General features: G+C 44.0%; 13 protein-coding genes. 1 reads left to right on the plus strand and 12 read right to left on the minus strand.

From position 1 onward, the window contains the following. Positions 1-44 precede the first annotated feature (44 nt). Entirely contained in the window at positions 45-2,495 is a 2,451-nt protein-coding gene (locus AAFX28_RS18410) for an EAL domain-containing protein (RefSeq protein WP_408689822.1), read from the minus strand. 216 nt (positions 2,496-2,711) lie between these two features. On the opposite strand from AAFX28_RS18410, the gene AAFX28_RS18415 reads away from it, so the two are divergent. Then, positions 2,712-5,021, plus strand: coding sequence for a YgiQ family radical SAM protein (locus AAFX28_RS18415; protein WP_408689823.1), 2,310 nt, complete (start codon positions 2,712-2,714; stop codon positions 5,019-5,021). A 69-nt stretch (positions 5,022-5,090) separates the two neighbouring features. On the opposite strand, the gene AAFX28_RS18420 is transcribed toward AAFX28_RS18415, so the two are convergent. The 11 genes from AAFX28_RS18420 to serC all read right to left on the minus strand — a co-directional run bounded on the left by AAFX28_RS18420 (position 5,091) and on the right by serC (position 16,237). After that, positions 5,091-6,707, minus strand: coding sequence for an EAL domain-containing protein (locus tag AAFX28_RS18420; protein WP_408689825.1), 1,617 nt, complete (start codon positions 6,705-6,707; stop codon positions 5,091-5,093). After that, entirely contained in the window at positions 6,704-7,777 is a 1,074-nt protein-coding gene (locus AAFX28_RS18425) for a chemotaxis response regulator protein-glutamate methylesterase (protein ID WP_408689826.1), read from the minus strand. The genes AAFX28_RS18420 and AAFX28_RS18425 overlap by 4 nt, the downstream gene beginning before the upstream one ends. After that, positions 7,774-8,577, minus strand: a complete 804-nt coding sequence (locus AAFX28_RS18430; RefSeq protein ID WP_408689828.1) for a CheR family methyltransferase — start codon at positions 8,575-8,577, stop codon at positions 7,774-7,776. The genes AAFX28_RS18425 and AAFX28_RS18430 overlap by 4 nt, the downstream gene beginning before the upstream one ends. Position 8,578: 1 nt before the next feature. Continuing rightward, positions 8,579-9,109: a chemotaxis protein CheW gene (locus AAFX28_RS18435; RefSeq protein ID WP_408689829.1), complete on the minus strand. Its 531-nt coding sequence runs from the start codon at positions 9,107-9,109 to the stop codon at positions 8,579-8,581. Then, positions 9,102-9,587, minus strand: a complete 486-nt coding sequence (locus AAFX28_RS18440; protein WP_408689830.1) for a chemotaxis protein CheW — start codon at positions 9,585-9,587, stop codon at positions 9,102-9,104. The genes AAFX28_RS18435 and AAFX28_RS18440 overlap by 8 nt, the downstream gene beginning before the upstream one ends. 17 nt (positions 9,588-9,604) lie before the next feature. After that, positions 9,605-11,584 carry a methyl-accepting chemotaxis protein gene (locus tag AAFX28_RS18445; RefSeq protein WP_408689831.1) on the minus strand — a complete coding sequence of 660 codons (1,980 nt, stop codon included), beginning with the start codon at positions 11,582-11,584 and terminating at the stop codon, positions 9,605-9,607. Between the two features lie 69 nt (positions 11,585-11,653). Next, a complete protein-coding gene (locus AAFX28_RS18450; protein WP_408689832.1) occupies positions 11,654-13,765 on the minus strand; it encodes a chemotaxis protein CheA in 2,112 nt (703 codons plus the stop codon). Positions 13,766-13,773: 8 nt separating this feature from the next. Beyond that, positions 13,774-14,043: a lipid asymmetry maintenance protein MlaB gene (locus AAFX28_RS18455; protein ID WP_408689834.1), complete on the minus strand. Its 270-nt coding sequence runs from the start codon at positions 14,041-14,043 to the stop codon at positions 13,774-13,776. A gap of 12 nt (positions 14,044-14,055) precedes the next feature. Continuing rightward, positions 14,056-14,421 (minus strand): response regulator, encoded by a 366-nt coding sequence (locus tag AAFX28_RS18460; RefSeq protein ID WP_408689835.1) that lies wholly within the window; start codon positions 14,419-14,421, stop codon positions 14,056-14,058. A 9-nt stretch (positions 14,422-14,430) separates the two neighbouring features. After that, the gene (locus tag AAFX28_RS18465; RefSeq protein ID WP_408689836.1) at positions 14,431-14,934 is read right to left on the minus strand and encodes a hypothetical protein; all 504 of its coding nucleotides are present in this window, start codon (positions 14,932-14,934) and stop codon (positions 14,431-14,433) included. Positions 14,935-15,154: 220 nt separating this feature from the next. Continuing rightward, positions 15,155-16,237, minus strand: coding sequence for a 3-phosphoserine/phosphohydroxythreonine transaminase (serC, locus tag AAFX28_RS18470; RefSeq protein ID WP_408689838.1), 1,083 nt, complete (start codon positions 16,235-16,237; stop codon positions 15,155-15,157). Between the last annotated feature and the right edge of the window lie 46 nt (positions 16,238-16,283).

Consider the following 16,283-nt stretch of genomic DNA (forward strand, 5'->3'; position numbering starts at 1 on the left):
GTTCGTTTAGCTATCACTACTACTAAAGATTAGAACAATAGGCGCTAAGTGACAGAAATATTATTAACAAGACAATCTAATACCGCCTTCTGACTGACTAAACCTTTAAAGTGCCCATTGTCATCAACCAAGCACCAAGGGAAAGGCGCTTTGCCCGAAATAAGCTTGGTAATCTCTGTCTGTGGAGTATGCCAGTGCAGTGTTGTGACGATAGGCTGCATAATTCGATTCGCGGGTTTGTGCCAATAGGAATTTTCTTTGTTTGACTCTAGGTCAGTCCCCATATTCGGAGTTAAGTGTAAGTTGACATTAGCTAAATCGATAAAACCGACACACACTTTTTGTTCTACGACGGGGAAGCATTCGTGGTCGTGGTCATTGAAGTATTGATATATCAATGACAGCGGTTCACCCGGATCGATGTGATGAGAGTGTTCAACAATTTTGCCCATTGAGCGAGCGGAGGCCGGCGAGATTTTATCTGCTAGGCGATAATAATCGGGATCAGTTTCTAACTCACTTAAAGGCACTGGTTTGGAAAAGTAATAGCCTTGAATGTAATTGACACCAAGCTCTCGCACCGCTTCTAGTTCCTGCTCGGTTTCCACGCCTTCTGCGATGACTTCTAAACCAAGTTTGGCTGATAAGTCTATTAATGCACGAACAATGTCGTACTGTCTGGATTGAGGAGTAATATTTTGAATAAAGGTCCGATCGATTTTAAGCGCATCAAAATAGCACTCTTTCAAATATCGAAACGACGCGCTACCTGTCCCAAAATCATCAACGGCAATCTTGACTCCAGCTTCACGAAGCAAAGCTAATATTTCTCGATTTTGTTCGTCACTCTCGAAATAGGCGCTTTCGGTAAACTCAAACGTCACCATTTTAGGGTCTGTTCCTTGCGCATCCAATATTTTAGCGGCTCTTTCCAGTATATTAGTCAACTCTGCTGTTGTCTTAAGCGAACGGTTTATGGACAACGATATATGCTCACCAAAACGTGCTTGTAATTCGGGAAGCTGTTTCAACGCGGACAGTAAGACCACATCATCTAGCTCAACCACTTTATCTAGGTCTTCCACCACCGACACCAACTCTTGGGTTGTTGCACTAAACTTGTCGTTCGCTGGAAAACGGCACAAAGCCTCGAACTTATCTACTCGCTGCTTTTCCAAATCAACAATAGGCTGAAAGTAAACGTCGATGCTCTCTTCATCTAAAGTACGTAACACATGTTCTTCAACCAGTTTTCTGCGCTCTAATTGTTGATGAAGTTTACGATCGTAAAAGTTGATCCTCTTTTCCCGCCCTGAATGGAATTCCAATACCGCTTGGTAGGCGTGTGAAACCAACTGGCTAGGAGTAGTTGCGTCTGCTTGGAACACAGATACCCCCGTAATTCCCTCTTTTAGCGCCTTGGCAGTTGGCATTGGCGCATGCTTAAAACTATGAAAGAGCTTGGTGATCGAGCGACCGATCTGGGTAATAACCTGATCGCTACGCTGAAACTCAAACGGTAAGCAAACCGCAAAGAAACCTTGACTCAAATAACCACAAAATAGCGGATGAGCATTGTCTTTAAGGTAACTGGCGAACTGCCTTTTGGCTTCAGCGGTGGAATCCAACTTTGGTTTCAAGGCAATAACAACGATACTCTGACCTTTTTGAATATCCTGACAAGTCTGGGTCAAAATAGCGAGAAAGCGCTCTCTATTTGGTAATTGGGTCAATAAGTCGAGGCCGTCGCTTTCGATGTCATCAATTCTTTCTAACTTCCCGGAAAGATCCGCTGACAGCCCAACAAAAAACGGCGTTCCAGTGGTGGACTCAATTCTCTGAATGGTTAAATCTTGGGGAAAAACACTGCCATCAGAGCGTCGAGTAAGAATGGTGCCACTCCAATAACCCTGCTGTTTTAATTGCCCCCATAAATGATCGTAGTAAGCGTCACTGTGTTTTTCTGCGTTGAAGATGCTGGTCTTCAAACCAATAATTTCGTTGTTCTGGTAACCAGTCAGCTGTTCGTAATGATGATTGCAGGCCAGAATCTTGGTCATTTCATCCGCAACAAGAATGCCATGATGATGATTCTCAAACAGAAAATAGAACACTTCTGTCAGTTGCTGTTTATTCGAAATGATTAACCTTGGTGACAACGTACCTTCTAAAGCATGTTCGTTGACTTTCTCTACCGCGATGTCGACATACGCAAATAGAATATCCACCGCCAATAAACAGCAGCTGATTCTTGTTCCGTTGCCCGTTTCCAACACCATTTTAAAGGTTTGTTTGATCTGCGCTCGTTGAGATGTAGGCAAGAGTTCGAGAAAAGATGCAGCGGTGACCGTATGCGACCCTTGACCAAATAACAGTTCATTTAGCTCAGCATCACACTGTAAGACTTGGTGTTTTAAATCAATATGCCAATCGTAGACCGCAAACTTATCCCAATGAGTGGGTATTGATTCTGCTTTCGAGATTTGATTGATCACGTTAGATGCAACTCCCTTACACACAATAAACACTCAGTTTCATAATATAGCTCACTATGCCCGCTTTTTTTATTAACCAGATAACACTTTCGGACTGTCTCTATTTCCATAACCAAAATAAGGGTTCTCTTGCTCTCAAAAACAAGCGAAGAATTGAGGTAGATAGTCACGGTTCAAGTCGCTATAATTCGCGCTCCTTGGAACTGAGAGCAAAATATGTACAGCAACGTTACTCCTATTCATGAGCATAAAAAATATTGGGCAGAATGCTTCGGCACTGCGCCATTTCTTCCTACCAGTCGCAAGGAAATGGATGCCTTAGGATGGGATAGCTGTGACATTATTATTGTGACCGGTGATGCTTACGTCGATCACCCAAGTTTCGGTATGGCGATCATCGGTCGTCTGCTTGAAGCTCAAGGTTTCCGTGTTGGTATCATTGCTCAGCCTGAGTGGAGCAATAAAGACGCATTCATGAAGCTTGGTAAACCGAATCTATTTTTTGGTATTACGGCTGGTAATATGGATTCGATGATCAACCGCTATACTGCCGATCGTAAACTTCGTCACGACGATGCTTATACGCCAAACAATGAAGGTGGCAAGCGCCCTGATCGCGCTACACTTGTCTATTCTCAACGTTGTCGTGAAGCCTACAAGGGCGTTCCAATCGTTTTAGGCGGTATTGAAGCAAGTCTTCGTCGACTGGCTCACTATGACTATTGGTCAGATAAAGTTCGCCGCTCGGTACTATTTGATGCAAAAGCCGACATTCTTTTGTTTGGTAACGCTGAACGCGCTTTGGTTGAAGTCGCTCACCGACTAGCAGATGGCGAAGAGATTTCTACGCTTACTAATATCCGTGGTACAGCGGTCAATCTGCCTGCAGAGCCTGACGGTTACACTATCGTTGACTCTTCACGTATCGAGAAGCCACGTAAGGAAGCATTTATTCCACCAAACCCATACGCGGTTGAGGAACAATGCGATACCAAAGCAAAAACGCAAGAACCTGAAGCGAAAGCGATTACGATCCGCCCTTCTCGTCATGATGCTGCGACTACGGCTGTACGTATTCCACCATTTGAAAAGTTAAACAACGACCGAATTCTTTACGCTCACGCTAGTCGTATCATGCACCTTGAAACCAACCCATATTCGGGCCGTGCACTAATTCAACGTCATGGTGATCGTGAGCTTTGGGTTAACCAAGCACCAATCCCACTTTCTACAGAAGAAATGGATTATGTATTTGGTCTAGCTTACGCACGCGTACCACACCCTATGTACGGCAAAGCGAAGATCCCAGCTTACGATATGATTAAGACGTCCGTTAACATCATGCGTGGTTGTTTTGGCGGCTGTTCATTCTGTTCAATCACCGAACACGAAGGTCGAATTATTCAGAACCGCTCTAAAGAATCTATTCTGGGCGAACTGGAAGAGATCCGCGATAAAGTACCGGGCTTCACTGGCACAATTTCAGACCTAGGCGGACCTACTGCGAACATGTACCGATTAGGCTGTAGTGATCCTAAAGCGGAAGCCAACTGTCGCCGTCCTTCTTGTGTCTTCCCCGGTATCTGTAACAAACTGAATACCGACCATAAGCACACTATCGATCTTTACCGTGAAGCGCGTAAAGTGAAAGGCGTTAAAAAGGTTATGATTGCCTCTGGCGTTCGCTATGACCTAGCAATCGAATCTCCAGAATACGTCCGAGAGCTTGTTACTCACCACGTTGGTGGTTACTTAAAGATCGCCCCAGAACATACCGAAAAAGGCCCATTAGATCTGATGATGAAACCTGGTATGGGTACTTACGATCGATTTAAAGAGATGTTCGAAAAGTACAGTGAAGAAGCGGGTAAAAAACAGTACTTAATCCCTTACTTCATTTCAGCTCACCCAGGCACTGAAGATGAAGATATGCTAAATCTGGCTTTGTGGCTGAAAAAGAACAACTTTGAGTGTGACCAAGTACAGAACTTCTACCCGTCGCCGATGTGTAATGCAACATCGATGTACTATTCAGAGACTAACCCACTTAAACGCGTGAAATACAAAAAGCGCGAAGAAGTACCGGTTGCTAAAGGTGAGCGCCAACGCCGCCTGCACAAAGCACTGCTGCGCTATCATGACCCAGACAACTGGCCATTGATTCGTGAAGCACTTATCAGCATGGGCAAAAAACACCTAATCGGTGACAAACCAAGCTGCTTAGTACCTGCTGAAGACATTGATGCGAAGACACCGGCTCAACGTCGCAAGTCTGGCCGTCATGGTTCACAACGTTTTGCTACTAAACACACTAAGAGCCAACCAGGGTTTGAGAAGATGAATGGTGAGCAGCGACGAAACGGCAAAGGCCGCGGTAAGCCGAATGCTCAAGGTGGTAACAAAACTCAAGGACAGGGTAACCGCAATGGCAAGCCTACTGGTAAGCCAGATACCGCTCGTGGTGGAAAACCCGCGGCTCAAGGTAATAGTAAGCCACCAGCAGGACGCAAACCTAAGCGTCGTTAAAAAGTAGAAAATCGCAACCTCAGTTGCGATTTTTTGTTTCATACGCTCAAACCCGACGCATCTATTAAATCATCCTCTTTGTAGAAGATAATCAATGAACTCATCTTCTGGTAATGGCTTGCTAAAGTAATAACCTTGTATGTATTCAACTTGTTTAGTTTTGGCGTAAATGAGCTGTTCTTCTGTTTCTACCCCTTCCGCAACCACGGGCTTCGCCATATTTTGCGCCAATGAAGCCACTGAGTTAAATACGGTTTGAAGCTTGGTATCCTCAACCACATTCGTTACAAATGCTCGATCAATTTTTATCTCATCAAAACTGAGGCGACATAAGTAACTTAAGCTTGAGAAGCCGGTGCCAAAATCATCAATAGAAATTCTAAACCCATATCTCTGAAGCCGTTCAAGAGCTTGATTTACATAATTGAAATTATCAATCAAAGCAGACTCTGTTAGCTCAAGTTTGATTTGACGAGGGGATAATTGATACTTGGTTATCGACGCCATTAGCTTGTCGATAAACTCAACATCCAAGATCTCCACCACGCTGATATTTAACGCAAATAGCAAGGCGTGTGTATCCACCCCTTTGGCTTCAAGTTTACCCACCAAACGAGACAGTTGACCGATATTAAATTGAGTCAATAAACCAATGTCACCTATGCGCTCAGCAATGGGAATAAACTCGACTGGAGAAACAAACTTCCCTTTTAGATTCCATCGAATTAAACACTCGGCCCCAGCAACACGCTGTGATTCTGTTTCATGAATCGGCTGAAACAAAACATAAAAGTCCCCTTCAAGGCTCTCTTTACTCAGCGCTGCTCTAAATTCTGTTTCGAGGTTATTTTGATGCTCGATCTGTCTAGCGAGTTCTTCTTGAAACTCAGCCAGCCTGACGCGTTCAGTCAACACGTCAAGAATGGCCATTTCTGCCTTATTAAGGCTAAGTTCATGAGCATCCCCCTCTTTCTCCACATAATAACCTAGCGCCACATTGCTAAAAAAATGACGCTGATTAAAGTGAAAAGGTTCGTTCAAGAGTGAGTAGAAGCGCTCTACATCAAAGTCAATATGAGGGGGAATAAATAGATTAAAACTGTCAGTGGAATGCTTACTTGATACTGCTTCTGGTAACTCACTTAACACTCGCGAAAGAACTTCCATAAACACCAAGTTCGCGACAGCTGTACCCCAGATTTCGTTTATACGTTGATAATTGCAGATCCTTACGCAACAGACTGTTCCATGTTGATATTCCGCATTCAGTTTGGACAGAAAAGCTTCTCGGTAGAGTAACCCTGTATGTGGGTCCTGGGTCGAAAGCTGCCTATTAAGACGACGAGCAGCAATTAACTCACCATGCTCAATAAGCGAGAGAATGTAGAAGTCTTTGTAGCGAATAAGCGAGAGTTTGGCCCACTCTACATTTTTGTCTGGGTAACTTAGTCCAACCTCTAACTCAATTTCTCTCTGTTCACTTACGGCACTACGTAACTGATGCTCTAGATCGATTCTCGCGAAATCTTCATCAATAAAACTCACATTTGCTCCGAACAACTCTTGCCCTTTGCTCACACGAAACAACGCAGAAGCTTGCGTGGAAATCTCCAAAACATCCATTGCGCTATTTACAACAACATAGGCGATGTTCATCGCTTCAATTTGGTCACTCAGGTTCTTCATCGCATCTCCAAAGACTTACGTACTTGATAAGGCAATAGTTCCAGCGCATAAACTCCGGATACACCGCCTTTTTCGACCGCCTCTTTTGGCATCCCATAAACTAAACAGCTTGCTTCATTTTGAGCAAAAGTTACCGCTCCGGCTTGATGTAACTCCAGCATTCCTTGTGCGCCGTCATCCCCCATCCCAGTCAAAATAACACCGATGGTATCAGGACCAACCGTTTGTGCTGCTGATCGAAACAGCACATCGACGGAGGGTTTATGTCGAGAAACTAATGGGCCATCTTTCAATTCTAGGTAATATTCGTTGTTTCTGCGTTTGAGCAGCGTATGTATCGATCCAGGTGCAATGTAGACCCAGCCAGACTTGAGCTTCATACCCTGCTCCGCTTCAACCACATGTTGATTCACTTCCTTATCCAATCGCAATGCAAACGCTTTAGTAAACTTCTCTGGCATATGCTGAACGATGACAATTGGCGCTGTGTTAGCAGACGTCTGACTTAGAAATTGGCGAACCGCTTCTGTTCCTCCCGTCGATGCGCCAATCACAACCACTTTCATCGCGCCATGACTTTTAGGGCAAGATTCGTAGTCCAATACAACGTCCGCACTATTTTTTACTCGATAGCTTTCAGACCCTAAGTATTTCAGGGGTTTCACTTTGGCTTGCGCTGCCTGTTTGATTGCATTGATTATGGAGAGCACTTCTTGTGAATGGAGGTAATCGTTCAACTGACTTTGGGGCTTATTGATTACTTCGACCGCCCCTGACGATAGCGCTTCCAAGCTTAATTGAGGGTTATCTTCTGTCTTTGCTGAGCAGATAATAGTTGGAGTCGGATGCGTCGACATAATTTGACGCAGAAATGCAATCCCATCCATTTTGGGCATCGCGATATCCAATACAATGACATCGGGCCATTGTACCTTCATTTTTCGTTGTGCAATAAGGGGATCCGGTGCTGCTCCACATACTTTTAATTGGGGATCTTTTTCTATCACCTCTCCAAGTACTTGTCTCATCACCGCTGAGTCATCGACAATAAACACATTTATCTGTTTCATTCAGCCACCTTGCGGTATAGACAGTTTTCAACAAACTCCATTTTTGCATGGCCTTTTAGAACATTTTCGCTGTGCCCCAAAAACAAATAGCCACCAAGGTGAAGACGAGAGATCACGTTATTGAGAATGTGCTTTTGTTTGGGGATATCAAAATAGATCAACACATTGCGCAAAAAGACAATATCGAATCTATGCTCGTGCTCCGGAGCTAATAAGTTCTGCTTAGAAAAATGGCAAAAGCGGCGAAGTGATTGATTGATAGTGAAGTGCCCTTGAAACTCCCCAACCCCTTTTAAGCAATAAGCTCGTCGAAATGAAGCCGGAATCGGTTCGGCAAGGAGGACGTCATATTGACATCTAGTTGCTTGTTGAATTGCTGCTTCTGAGATATCTGTACCATGTACTGACCATTTTGCACTGCCAAGGACGCTTTCTAGCAGCATGGCTAAACTGTATACCTCCTCACCAGTAGAACAAGCCGCGCTCCACACCTTAATCGGAATCGAAGATTTCCAATTTTCGACCAATTTACTCAATTGTTCGAACTGAAATGACTCTCGAAAAAAACGCGTCTCATGGGTCGTCAGTCGGTCAATAAAACACTGCAGTTCCCCATCATTTTCATTCCCATTCAGTACCGCCAAATAATCATCATAAGAGTGACAACTGTTTGCTTTTAACCGAGACGCCAAACGGTTCTCAACCATAATTCGTTTATGCTCAGCCAAATGAATCCCTGTGTTACTTTCCATTAATGACTGAATGAAACGAAACTGTTCTCGGTTAAGGGCGGCGTTCATCTCAGGACTCCCAACGAGAAAGCATCATCTGTTGGTGTTTCAGCAAGCCTTGGTTAATCTGCTTCCCGTTTAGTAGCTCTGCCATAATGAGTAGCGGTATTGTTTCGTTGTCTACTTCCACCATATCAGCGACATATTGGTTTGGTATATGCACACCAAACGCTGGTTTTTCAAACACACGATCCAATGATATTGACTTAATTGAACGAACTCTTGAGACCACCAGCCCAATCATGACACTCTCTTGCAGCTTATCACTGAGCGACTCATATAAGATGATACAGCTATACTTGTCATAGGTTTGATGAGCCATAGTCCCAAGTCGAATCGCAGCATCAACCACGGGGACAACGCTACCACGAACGTTGATCACTCCACTGACCTCTTTATGACACATCGGTACTTGGGTAATTTGGGTGTACTCAATCACTTCTTTAACCGAATCAATCGGTATCGCAACGACTTCACTCGAGACTTCAACTAATAGCACTTCAATTGCAGGGGCGCTTTCCACATCAATTGCGTCATTCATGCTCCACCTCCGAACGATTGGCTTGATCTACCACCCACACCCACTGTCGATTTGAAAGCAATTGATCTACGTTGAGTATCGTCAGTAATCGTTGTTCAAGCTTTGCCACCCCTTGAACCATTGGAGACTCCAAGTAACCGCCCAGCTCTGGAATCGCTTCAAGATCGGAAGAAGAGACATCAATCACCTGTCTGACAAGGTCCACTTTATTGGCAATCACATAGGTCTGATTCTCTCTTACCACTTCTGTTACGATCACACAGGTTTTTGTCGATACGGGGCGAATCTCTTCGCCCAAACAGGCGGCAATATCAAATACAACGACCAGTTGCCCCCGTAAGTTCATCACTCCGAGTAACTGCGCTGGAGAACCAGAAATTTCCTCAATTTGAGGGTACTCCATAATCTCGCGAATGCGATCTATAGGGTACGCGAAGTATTTACCAGCGACTTTGAATTCCAGATACTTTTCTTTCATATCTACACTTCACCTTCTCAATCATCAAAAGGGACATAGCCACTTTCTAGATTCGTCGGTGCCGCATGGGCGCGCATCTGCCTTTTTGTTGTGATGCGAGTTTCACCTCCGCTAGTCAACTTAAAAAAGCTGACCGTATTGCGGATTTCGTTGGTCTGCTCTTGGACCATCACGGCTGTTGATGCAAGCTCTTCAGAGGCTGAGGCATTTTGCTGTGCAATTTCATCCAATTGAGATACGGTTCTATTAATCTCGGCAACACTGGTACTTTGTTCTGTCGATGCTGCGGTAATTTCTTGGACCAAATCTGCGGTTTGTTGGATGTTTGGCACCATACGATTGAGCATGTCACCCGCATGCTGTGCAACTTTGACGCTGCTGTCCGCCAAGGAGCTGATCTCTTGTGCAGCGACCTGGCTTCGCTCTGCCAGCTTACGCACTTCATCCGCAACCACAGCAAAGCCTTTACCGTGTTCTCCGGCTCTTGCGGCCTCAATTGCTGCGTTTAATGCCAATAAGTTGGTCTTGTATGCGATGTCTTCAATAATGCCAATTTTCTCTGCAATCGCAGTCATAGCATTAACCGTGTCATTTACCGCTTTGCCACCTTCATTGGCTTCAGAGCTCGATTGAGTCGCAATACCATTGGTCACTTTGGAGTTTTCGGTATTCATTGAGATCGAGGAACTCATTTGATCTAATGAAGCACTGGTTTCTTCGACGCTCGACGCAAGCTGACTCGACGTTGTGCTCAACATCTGAGAGGTGGTAGACACTTCGTTGGTACTGTGTGCGATAGCTTCAACTGAGCGCCGAATATCTAACATGATGTTTTGTAGCTTATCGAGGAATCCATTAAAGCTTTTGGCTGTTTCGCCAATTTCATCTCGGCCAAAATCTGGAATTCTACGAGTCAAATCCCCTTCACCAGAGCGAAGATCTTCCGCCGCCTCAGACAGCGCTTTAATTGGCAGTACGATCCCTTTGATCAAGAACATTGCCGTCACAAATGCGAGCAACACAGCCACGCCAAGCAGTCCCCATACTAATGAGATACTTTCACGTGCTTGGTCAACCAATTGGTCGAGTGAGTCTCGGCTTTGTGTATTGGCTGTGCTACTGATTTCATCGAGGATTTTTTCAAGTTTACTGAATACCTCATGCTCTAACTTATCGATCTGAGCAGCGGCTTCAAGTTTGTCTCTTGGGCTGTAGATAGCAAAAATATCTTTACCGCCTTTGTAGAGTTCAAGGTACATTTGCTCCACAAAAGCGAGACTTTTTATCTCTTCAGGCTTTCTTTCTAAAGGTTTGATTTCACTAAGATACTGAGCGAAATTACGAGACTCTTTCTCAAAAGCATTAACAGCGCCAACTTCACCACGCATATAAGCGTTTAGAGCCGACATCATGTCGCCTTCTTCGTCGATCAGCTCTAGATATAATCGAACACCAGGCAGATCGTCATAAAGAATATCTTCAAAATCTCCTGTCCCAGCGTCAGCAACTTCTTCTTCTTTCAAGGTGTCGAGTTTCGCTTCTAACGGGTCCGCAAACTCTTTGATGAGATAGTTGTACTTTTCGACAGCTTGGCTCTCTAAGCTAGGGTCAAACTGATTGAACACAAGGTTAATCATATCGTCATAGTAACGACGGGAAAGATTATCTATTTGTCGGATGATGACAGGGTCAACGGAGTTCAGTTGCTTCAAGCTTTCAAAAAAGGTCACAAACTCCGTGTAGTTTTCTAAAAAGTCGACCTTCTCTTCCGCTTCTCCGGTAATAAATTCCAGTACATTCGAGTTCATATCCCCGAGTTCATCAAGCATGCTCAATGACAATATAACTTTGGGAATTTCCTTATTCCCAACGGTGATGGCATAAGACTCAATCGTCCGGTTCTTTACTTGTACCGAAATCGCAATCACGAGTAACAATAGTCCCATTGTGCACATAGCGACAATTATCTTGTTCTTAATCGATAATTTACCAATCATGCAGCTCTCCCTAGCGAGCAAGTTAATGTCTGACAACTTGCTGCAAAATTAAAATTGCGCTCATATGCCTCAGTTAAAGCGCTCTGCATTGACTCTTTCTGTCGGGCTCAATGCTGTTTGAATCAGTGCGAAAATATCCAAAATTATGGCCACTTCACCACTACCTAAAATCGTCGCGCCGCTAACTCCTTGTAGGCCTTCAAATAAGGGGCCTAGTGGTTTAACAACGGTTTGAAACTCGCCACTTAAACTGTCAACGACTAAGCCAGCTCTTAACGAACCAAGCTGGATGACAATCAATGCTTCTTGCTCTATTGGTGTAGGGTTAGTAATACCGAACCATTCTGACAGCCTTAGAAAAGGTAAAACCTCATCTCGTAGATTGACGTACTTCTTGTCGCGGCTGCCATGCTGTCCAATCACTTCATTAAGTTCTAAGCACTCGACAACGTTATCAAGTGGAATGACATAATCTCCACCATCGACTTTGAACATAAACCCATCGACAATAGATAAAGTTAGAGGCAGACGAATAATGAATCGGCTGCCTTTCCCAACCTCACTTTCTATTTCGATACTGCCGCGAAGAAGCTCGATATTGCGCTTAACCACATCCATACCAACACCGCGGCCAGAAAGGTCTGTGACTTCGTCACTCGTGGAAAAGCCAGGTTCAAAGACTAACTTCCATATTTCTCTTTTGGTTAGTGTGCCCCCATTAGCCACAATACCTGCCTGGCGAGCTTGCTCAAGGACTCTAATCTCATCAATGCCTTTACCATCATCCGTCACCTCAATCACAATAGAGCCAGAATCATGGTAAGCATTTAAACGAATCGTCCCACAGCTTGGCTTACCGACTTTGATTCGCTCTTCAGTTGATTCAATTCCGTGGTCAATGGCATTTCGTACTAGGTGGGTCAAAGGGTCACTTAACTTTTCGACAAAGGTTTTATCCAGCTCTGTATCCGCGCCACTCACAACAAGGTCAACCTGCTTTCCGAGTTCATTGGCGGTATCACGGACTATGCGCTTAAACTTGCTGAACGTATCACCAATTTGCACCATTCTGAGCTGCAAAGAGCTATCACGAATGTTTTCAACCAATCTCTCAAGTAAAGCCATCGATTCGATAAGCGGCTCATAGCCGGTTTGATGGGCAAGTAAATTTGTGCGAGCCCCCATGATCACCATCTCTCCAACAAGGTCGATCAATTGGTCAAGTTTCTCCGCTTCCACTCTTAAGGTTTTTGACGCTTTTATTTTTGGGTGGTCAAGTAAGCGAGTCGTTTGCTGCGATGATTGAGTCTTCTCTTCAGCGGCTTGGTACCACTGCTTATGTTGCTCAGCAGTGATTGCGTCTAGTTCGGCAAATTGGTCGATTAGCTTTTCAGTAGGCTCAGGTAGTCGCTCAGCAAGCTCAAAGTAACTTTCAACAGGACTGTCAGGAGGGAGAACTTCAACGGTTGAATCATTGAGGATAAACTCAAACGCATCTAAGATTTTTTCTCGGTTAATGTTCCCTTTAAAGCGAATCTCATATCCCAGATAATTATTTTCTGGTTGAAAAGACGCACTGGAATCTTTGTCATCGAGGATTTGCTCAAGCGCATGAGTCACTAACGCAACATTGGTAAGCTCACCTTTAGTGCCTAGATATTGAATAAAGCGGATAGGATCGAGCCCATCCTTAAAGACATTTGAATGAGGCCGTAGCGATATATGCCAAGTTCCGTCCTGCTCAACCTTATCTGGCTCTGCTAGTTCAGTGACATCTTCACTTTTCCGAGTGGTGAGGGTTTTGACTAAATATGGCAACAAGCGCTCAATCACGATTTCAGCGTTAGGCATCGGGCTATTAACGTTTAACGCCATTACCTGTTGACGAATGACATCATTCCCTTCCATTAAGACATCAAGTAGCGATTCATCTACTGGAGTAGTCTTCTGGCGGACTTGATCCAACAGTGATTCCATCGCATGAGCAAGGGTGGTTATTTCGTCAAAACCAAACAAACCTGCACTGCCCTTTATGGTATGGATAGCGCGAAACAATTCGTCTATCCAATCTGGGAAAGACTCTGTTAATAGTTCTTGATTGAGCAACAGCTGTTCTACGTCATCGGTTAATTCCAATGACTCGGTGATAAATACTTGAATAGCCCGATCGAATTCAGTCATCTTTTTCTCTACACACTCAGTGTCTCAACCCCAAAGAATGTTAAATAAGTACTAACAGCTGAAGCTGGGTTAAGTAATTTAACTTCATTAGTTTGGCTCCTTTGCTGAAGAACGAACCACATTAATAATTGAAAGCCCGCCGAATCTATCTCTACCACGTGCTGAGCGTCTAACTGAACATCGTCATGCTCTTGAAGAGAGGCATTCAATTCTGAGTAAGTTTCTTCTACCTCATAGATCGTAAGCTCTGCGGGCAGAACATAGATGTAGTTAGACATAGCCCTTCCCCTCTACGCCAGTAGCTTGTTGACCGCTTCTAGCATTTGTTCTGGTCTAAAGGGTTTCACCATCCAAGCTTTCGCTCCGGCTTTGCGACCTTCTTCCATTAAATATTGCTGGCTTTCTGTTGTTAACATGATCACCGGAGTAAACTTGTATTTAGCTAACGTTTTGAGTTGCTTAACAAAGTCGATACCATTCATATTGGGCATATTGACATCACTAATGATGAGATGAACTTTGCCACCATCTAGTTGCGCGAGCCCATCTAAACCATCTTTTGCTTCAATCACTCGGTAACCTGCACCACCTAACGCAATGCTAACCACCTGTCTAAGTGATTCAGAGTCATCAACGACCATGATTGTTTTCTGCATTTTCAATTCCTAAAAAAACGTGACACTGCCTTCATCTTGGGGGGATTTGTTTTTCTCTACGCGAGTTTTTTGTTCGATAAGATCGAGCGCTTCTGCAATTTCGTTTTCATCCCAACCGCAGCTATCTAACCGGGATATCGCTGCTTCAATAATACGGACACCTTCAATGATTCCTTGCTGCTGCTGCCGTAATCGGTCGCCAAACTGAAGCAAAACGAGCATCTCCTTGTATATCTGCTCCATCTGGTCTCGGTATTGTTTAATTTCATCATTTGGAGCTACATCGCTCTGCTTTATTTGACCGGCAATGGCTCGCATCGACTGAACTTTAGTACTGAGTTCGTTAATGGCTTGATGAGAAAAGTCACTCGAGGTTTCTGCCTGTTCTCGTAGCTTAGGTAGCAATACGGCTGCTAAGGATTGTGTGGTTTTTTGATAAGAATTGTTGTGGGAGGAGTTCACGCCTGCAATGAGAAAGAAAAAAAGAAAAGTTATAAAGCCTGCAGACAACATTGCTGGCACCGTGAGACCAACCAGCAGAGCTTGAATAAGAAAAATAGCGGCCCCTAGGCCAATAAAAACTGGAAAGCGTCCCAACTTATAAACCCTTTTATCAGTAACCTAGTAGATAAGCCTAGTTCATAAATAATAGAGGGGCGCCGTTTTATAATAAAAAAGGTCTAGCTGATAACAGCGAGACCTTAGATTTATTCAATGTGAAATTAGATAGGTTTTAAGCGTTCTTAGCTTCAAACTCCTGCATAAACGCCACTAGCGCTTGGACCCCTTCAAGAGGCATAGCGTTGTAAATAGATGCTCGCATACCACCGACTGCACGATGACCTTTTAGAGAAACTAACCCACGAGCGCTTGCTTGTTCTAAGAACAAAGCATCTAACTCCGGTTTCGCCAGTTGGAATGGCACGTTCATACGAGAACGGTTTTGTGGATGAACGTTATTGATGTAAAAATCAGAGTTATCAATTTGCTGGTAAAGCAATTCTGCTTTCTGCTTATTGATCTTCTCCATCTGCGCTACGCCACCTTGCTCTTTAAGCCACTTGAATACTAAACCTGATAAGTACCATGCAAAGGTTGGTGGAGTATTAAACATTGAGTCTTTTTCTGCTAGGACCTTGTAGCTCATAAAGCTAGGAAGCAGCTCATTCGCCAGCTCAAGAAGATCATCACGTACGATCGCGATACAGATACCAGCAGGGCCGATGTTTTTCTGTGCACCTGCGTAAATCACACCATATTTCGAAATATCAATTTGGCGGGACAAAATGTTAGAAGACATATCAGCAACGATTGGTTTATCTGTCTCTGGAAGATCAGAAATCTCGATACCATCAATCGTTTCATTAGGACAGAAATGAACATACGCTGATTCAGAATCTATCTGCCAATCTGATGCGTTAATCACCGCTGCTTTGCCATCAATTTCTGTTTTCGCAATAAACGTGTCAACCTGACAGTATTTATTGGCTTCATTAATTGCGCTTTCAGCCCAGTAACCTGCATCAATGTACGTCGCTTTTGTTGCAGAGCCCAATAAGTTTAATGGAACTGCTGCAAATTGTGCCCGAGCACCACCTTGGCAAAACAGTACTTTGTAGTTGTCTGGAATATTCAGCAGATCGCGTAAATCCTGTTCTGCATCTTCTGCAACCTTAATAAACTCTTTACTACGGTGACTGATCTCCATGACAGAAGTGCCTAGGTTGTTCCAATCAACCAATTCCTTTTGCGCTTTTTCCATCACAGCTTTAGGTAGGCCCGCAGGACCCGCACTAAAGTTAAACACATTGCCCATTTTGTCTTTCCTTGCACATGATTCAATAACTAATTACTCGATTAAT

It is taken from the genome of Vibrio sp. TBV020 (assembly GCF_046056895.1).
GTDB lineage: Bacteria > Pseudomonadota > Gammaproteobacteria > Enterobacterales > Vibrionaceae > Vibrio.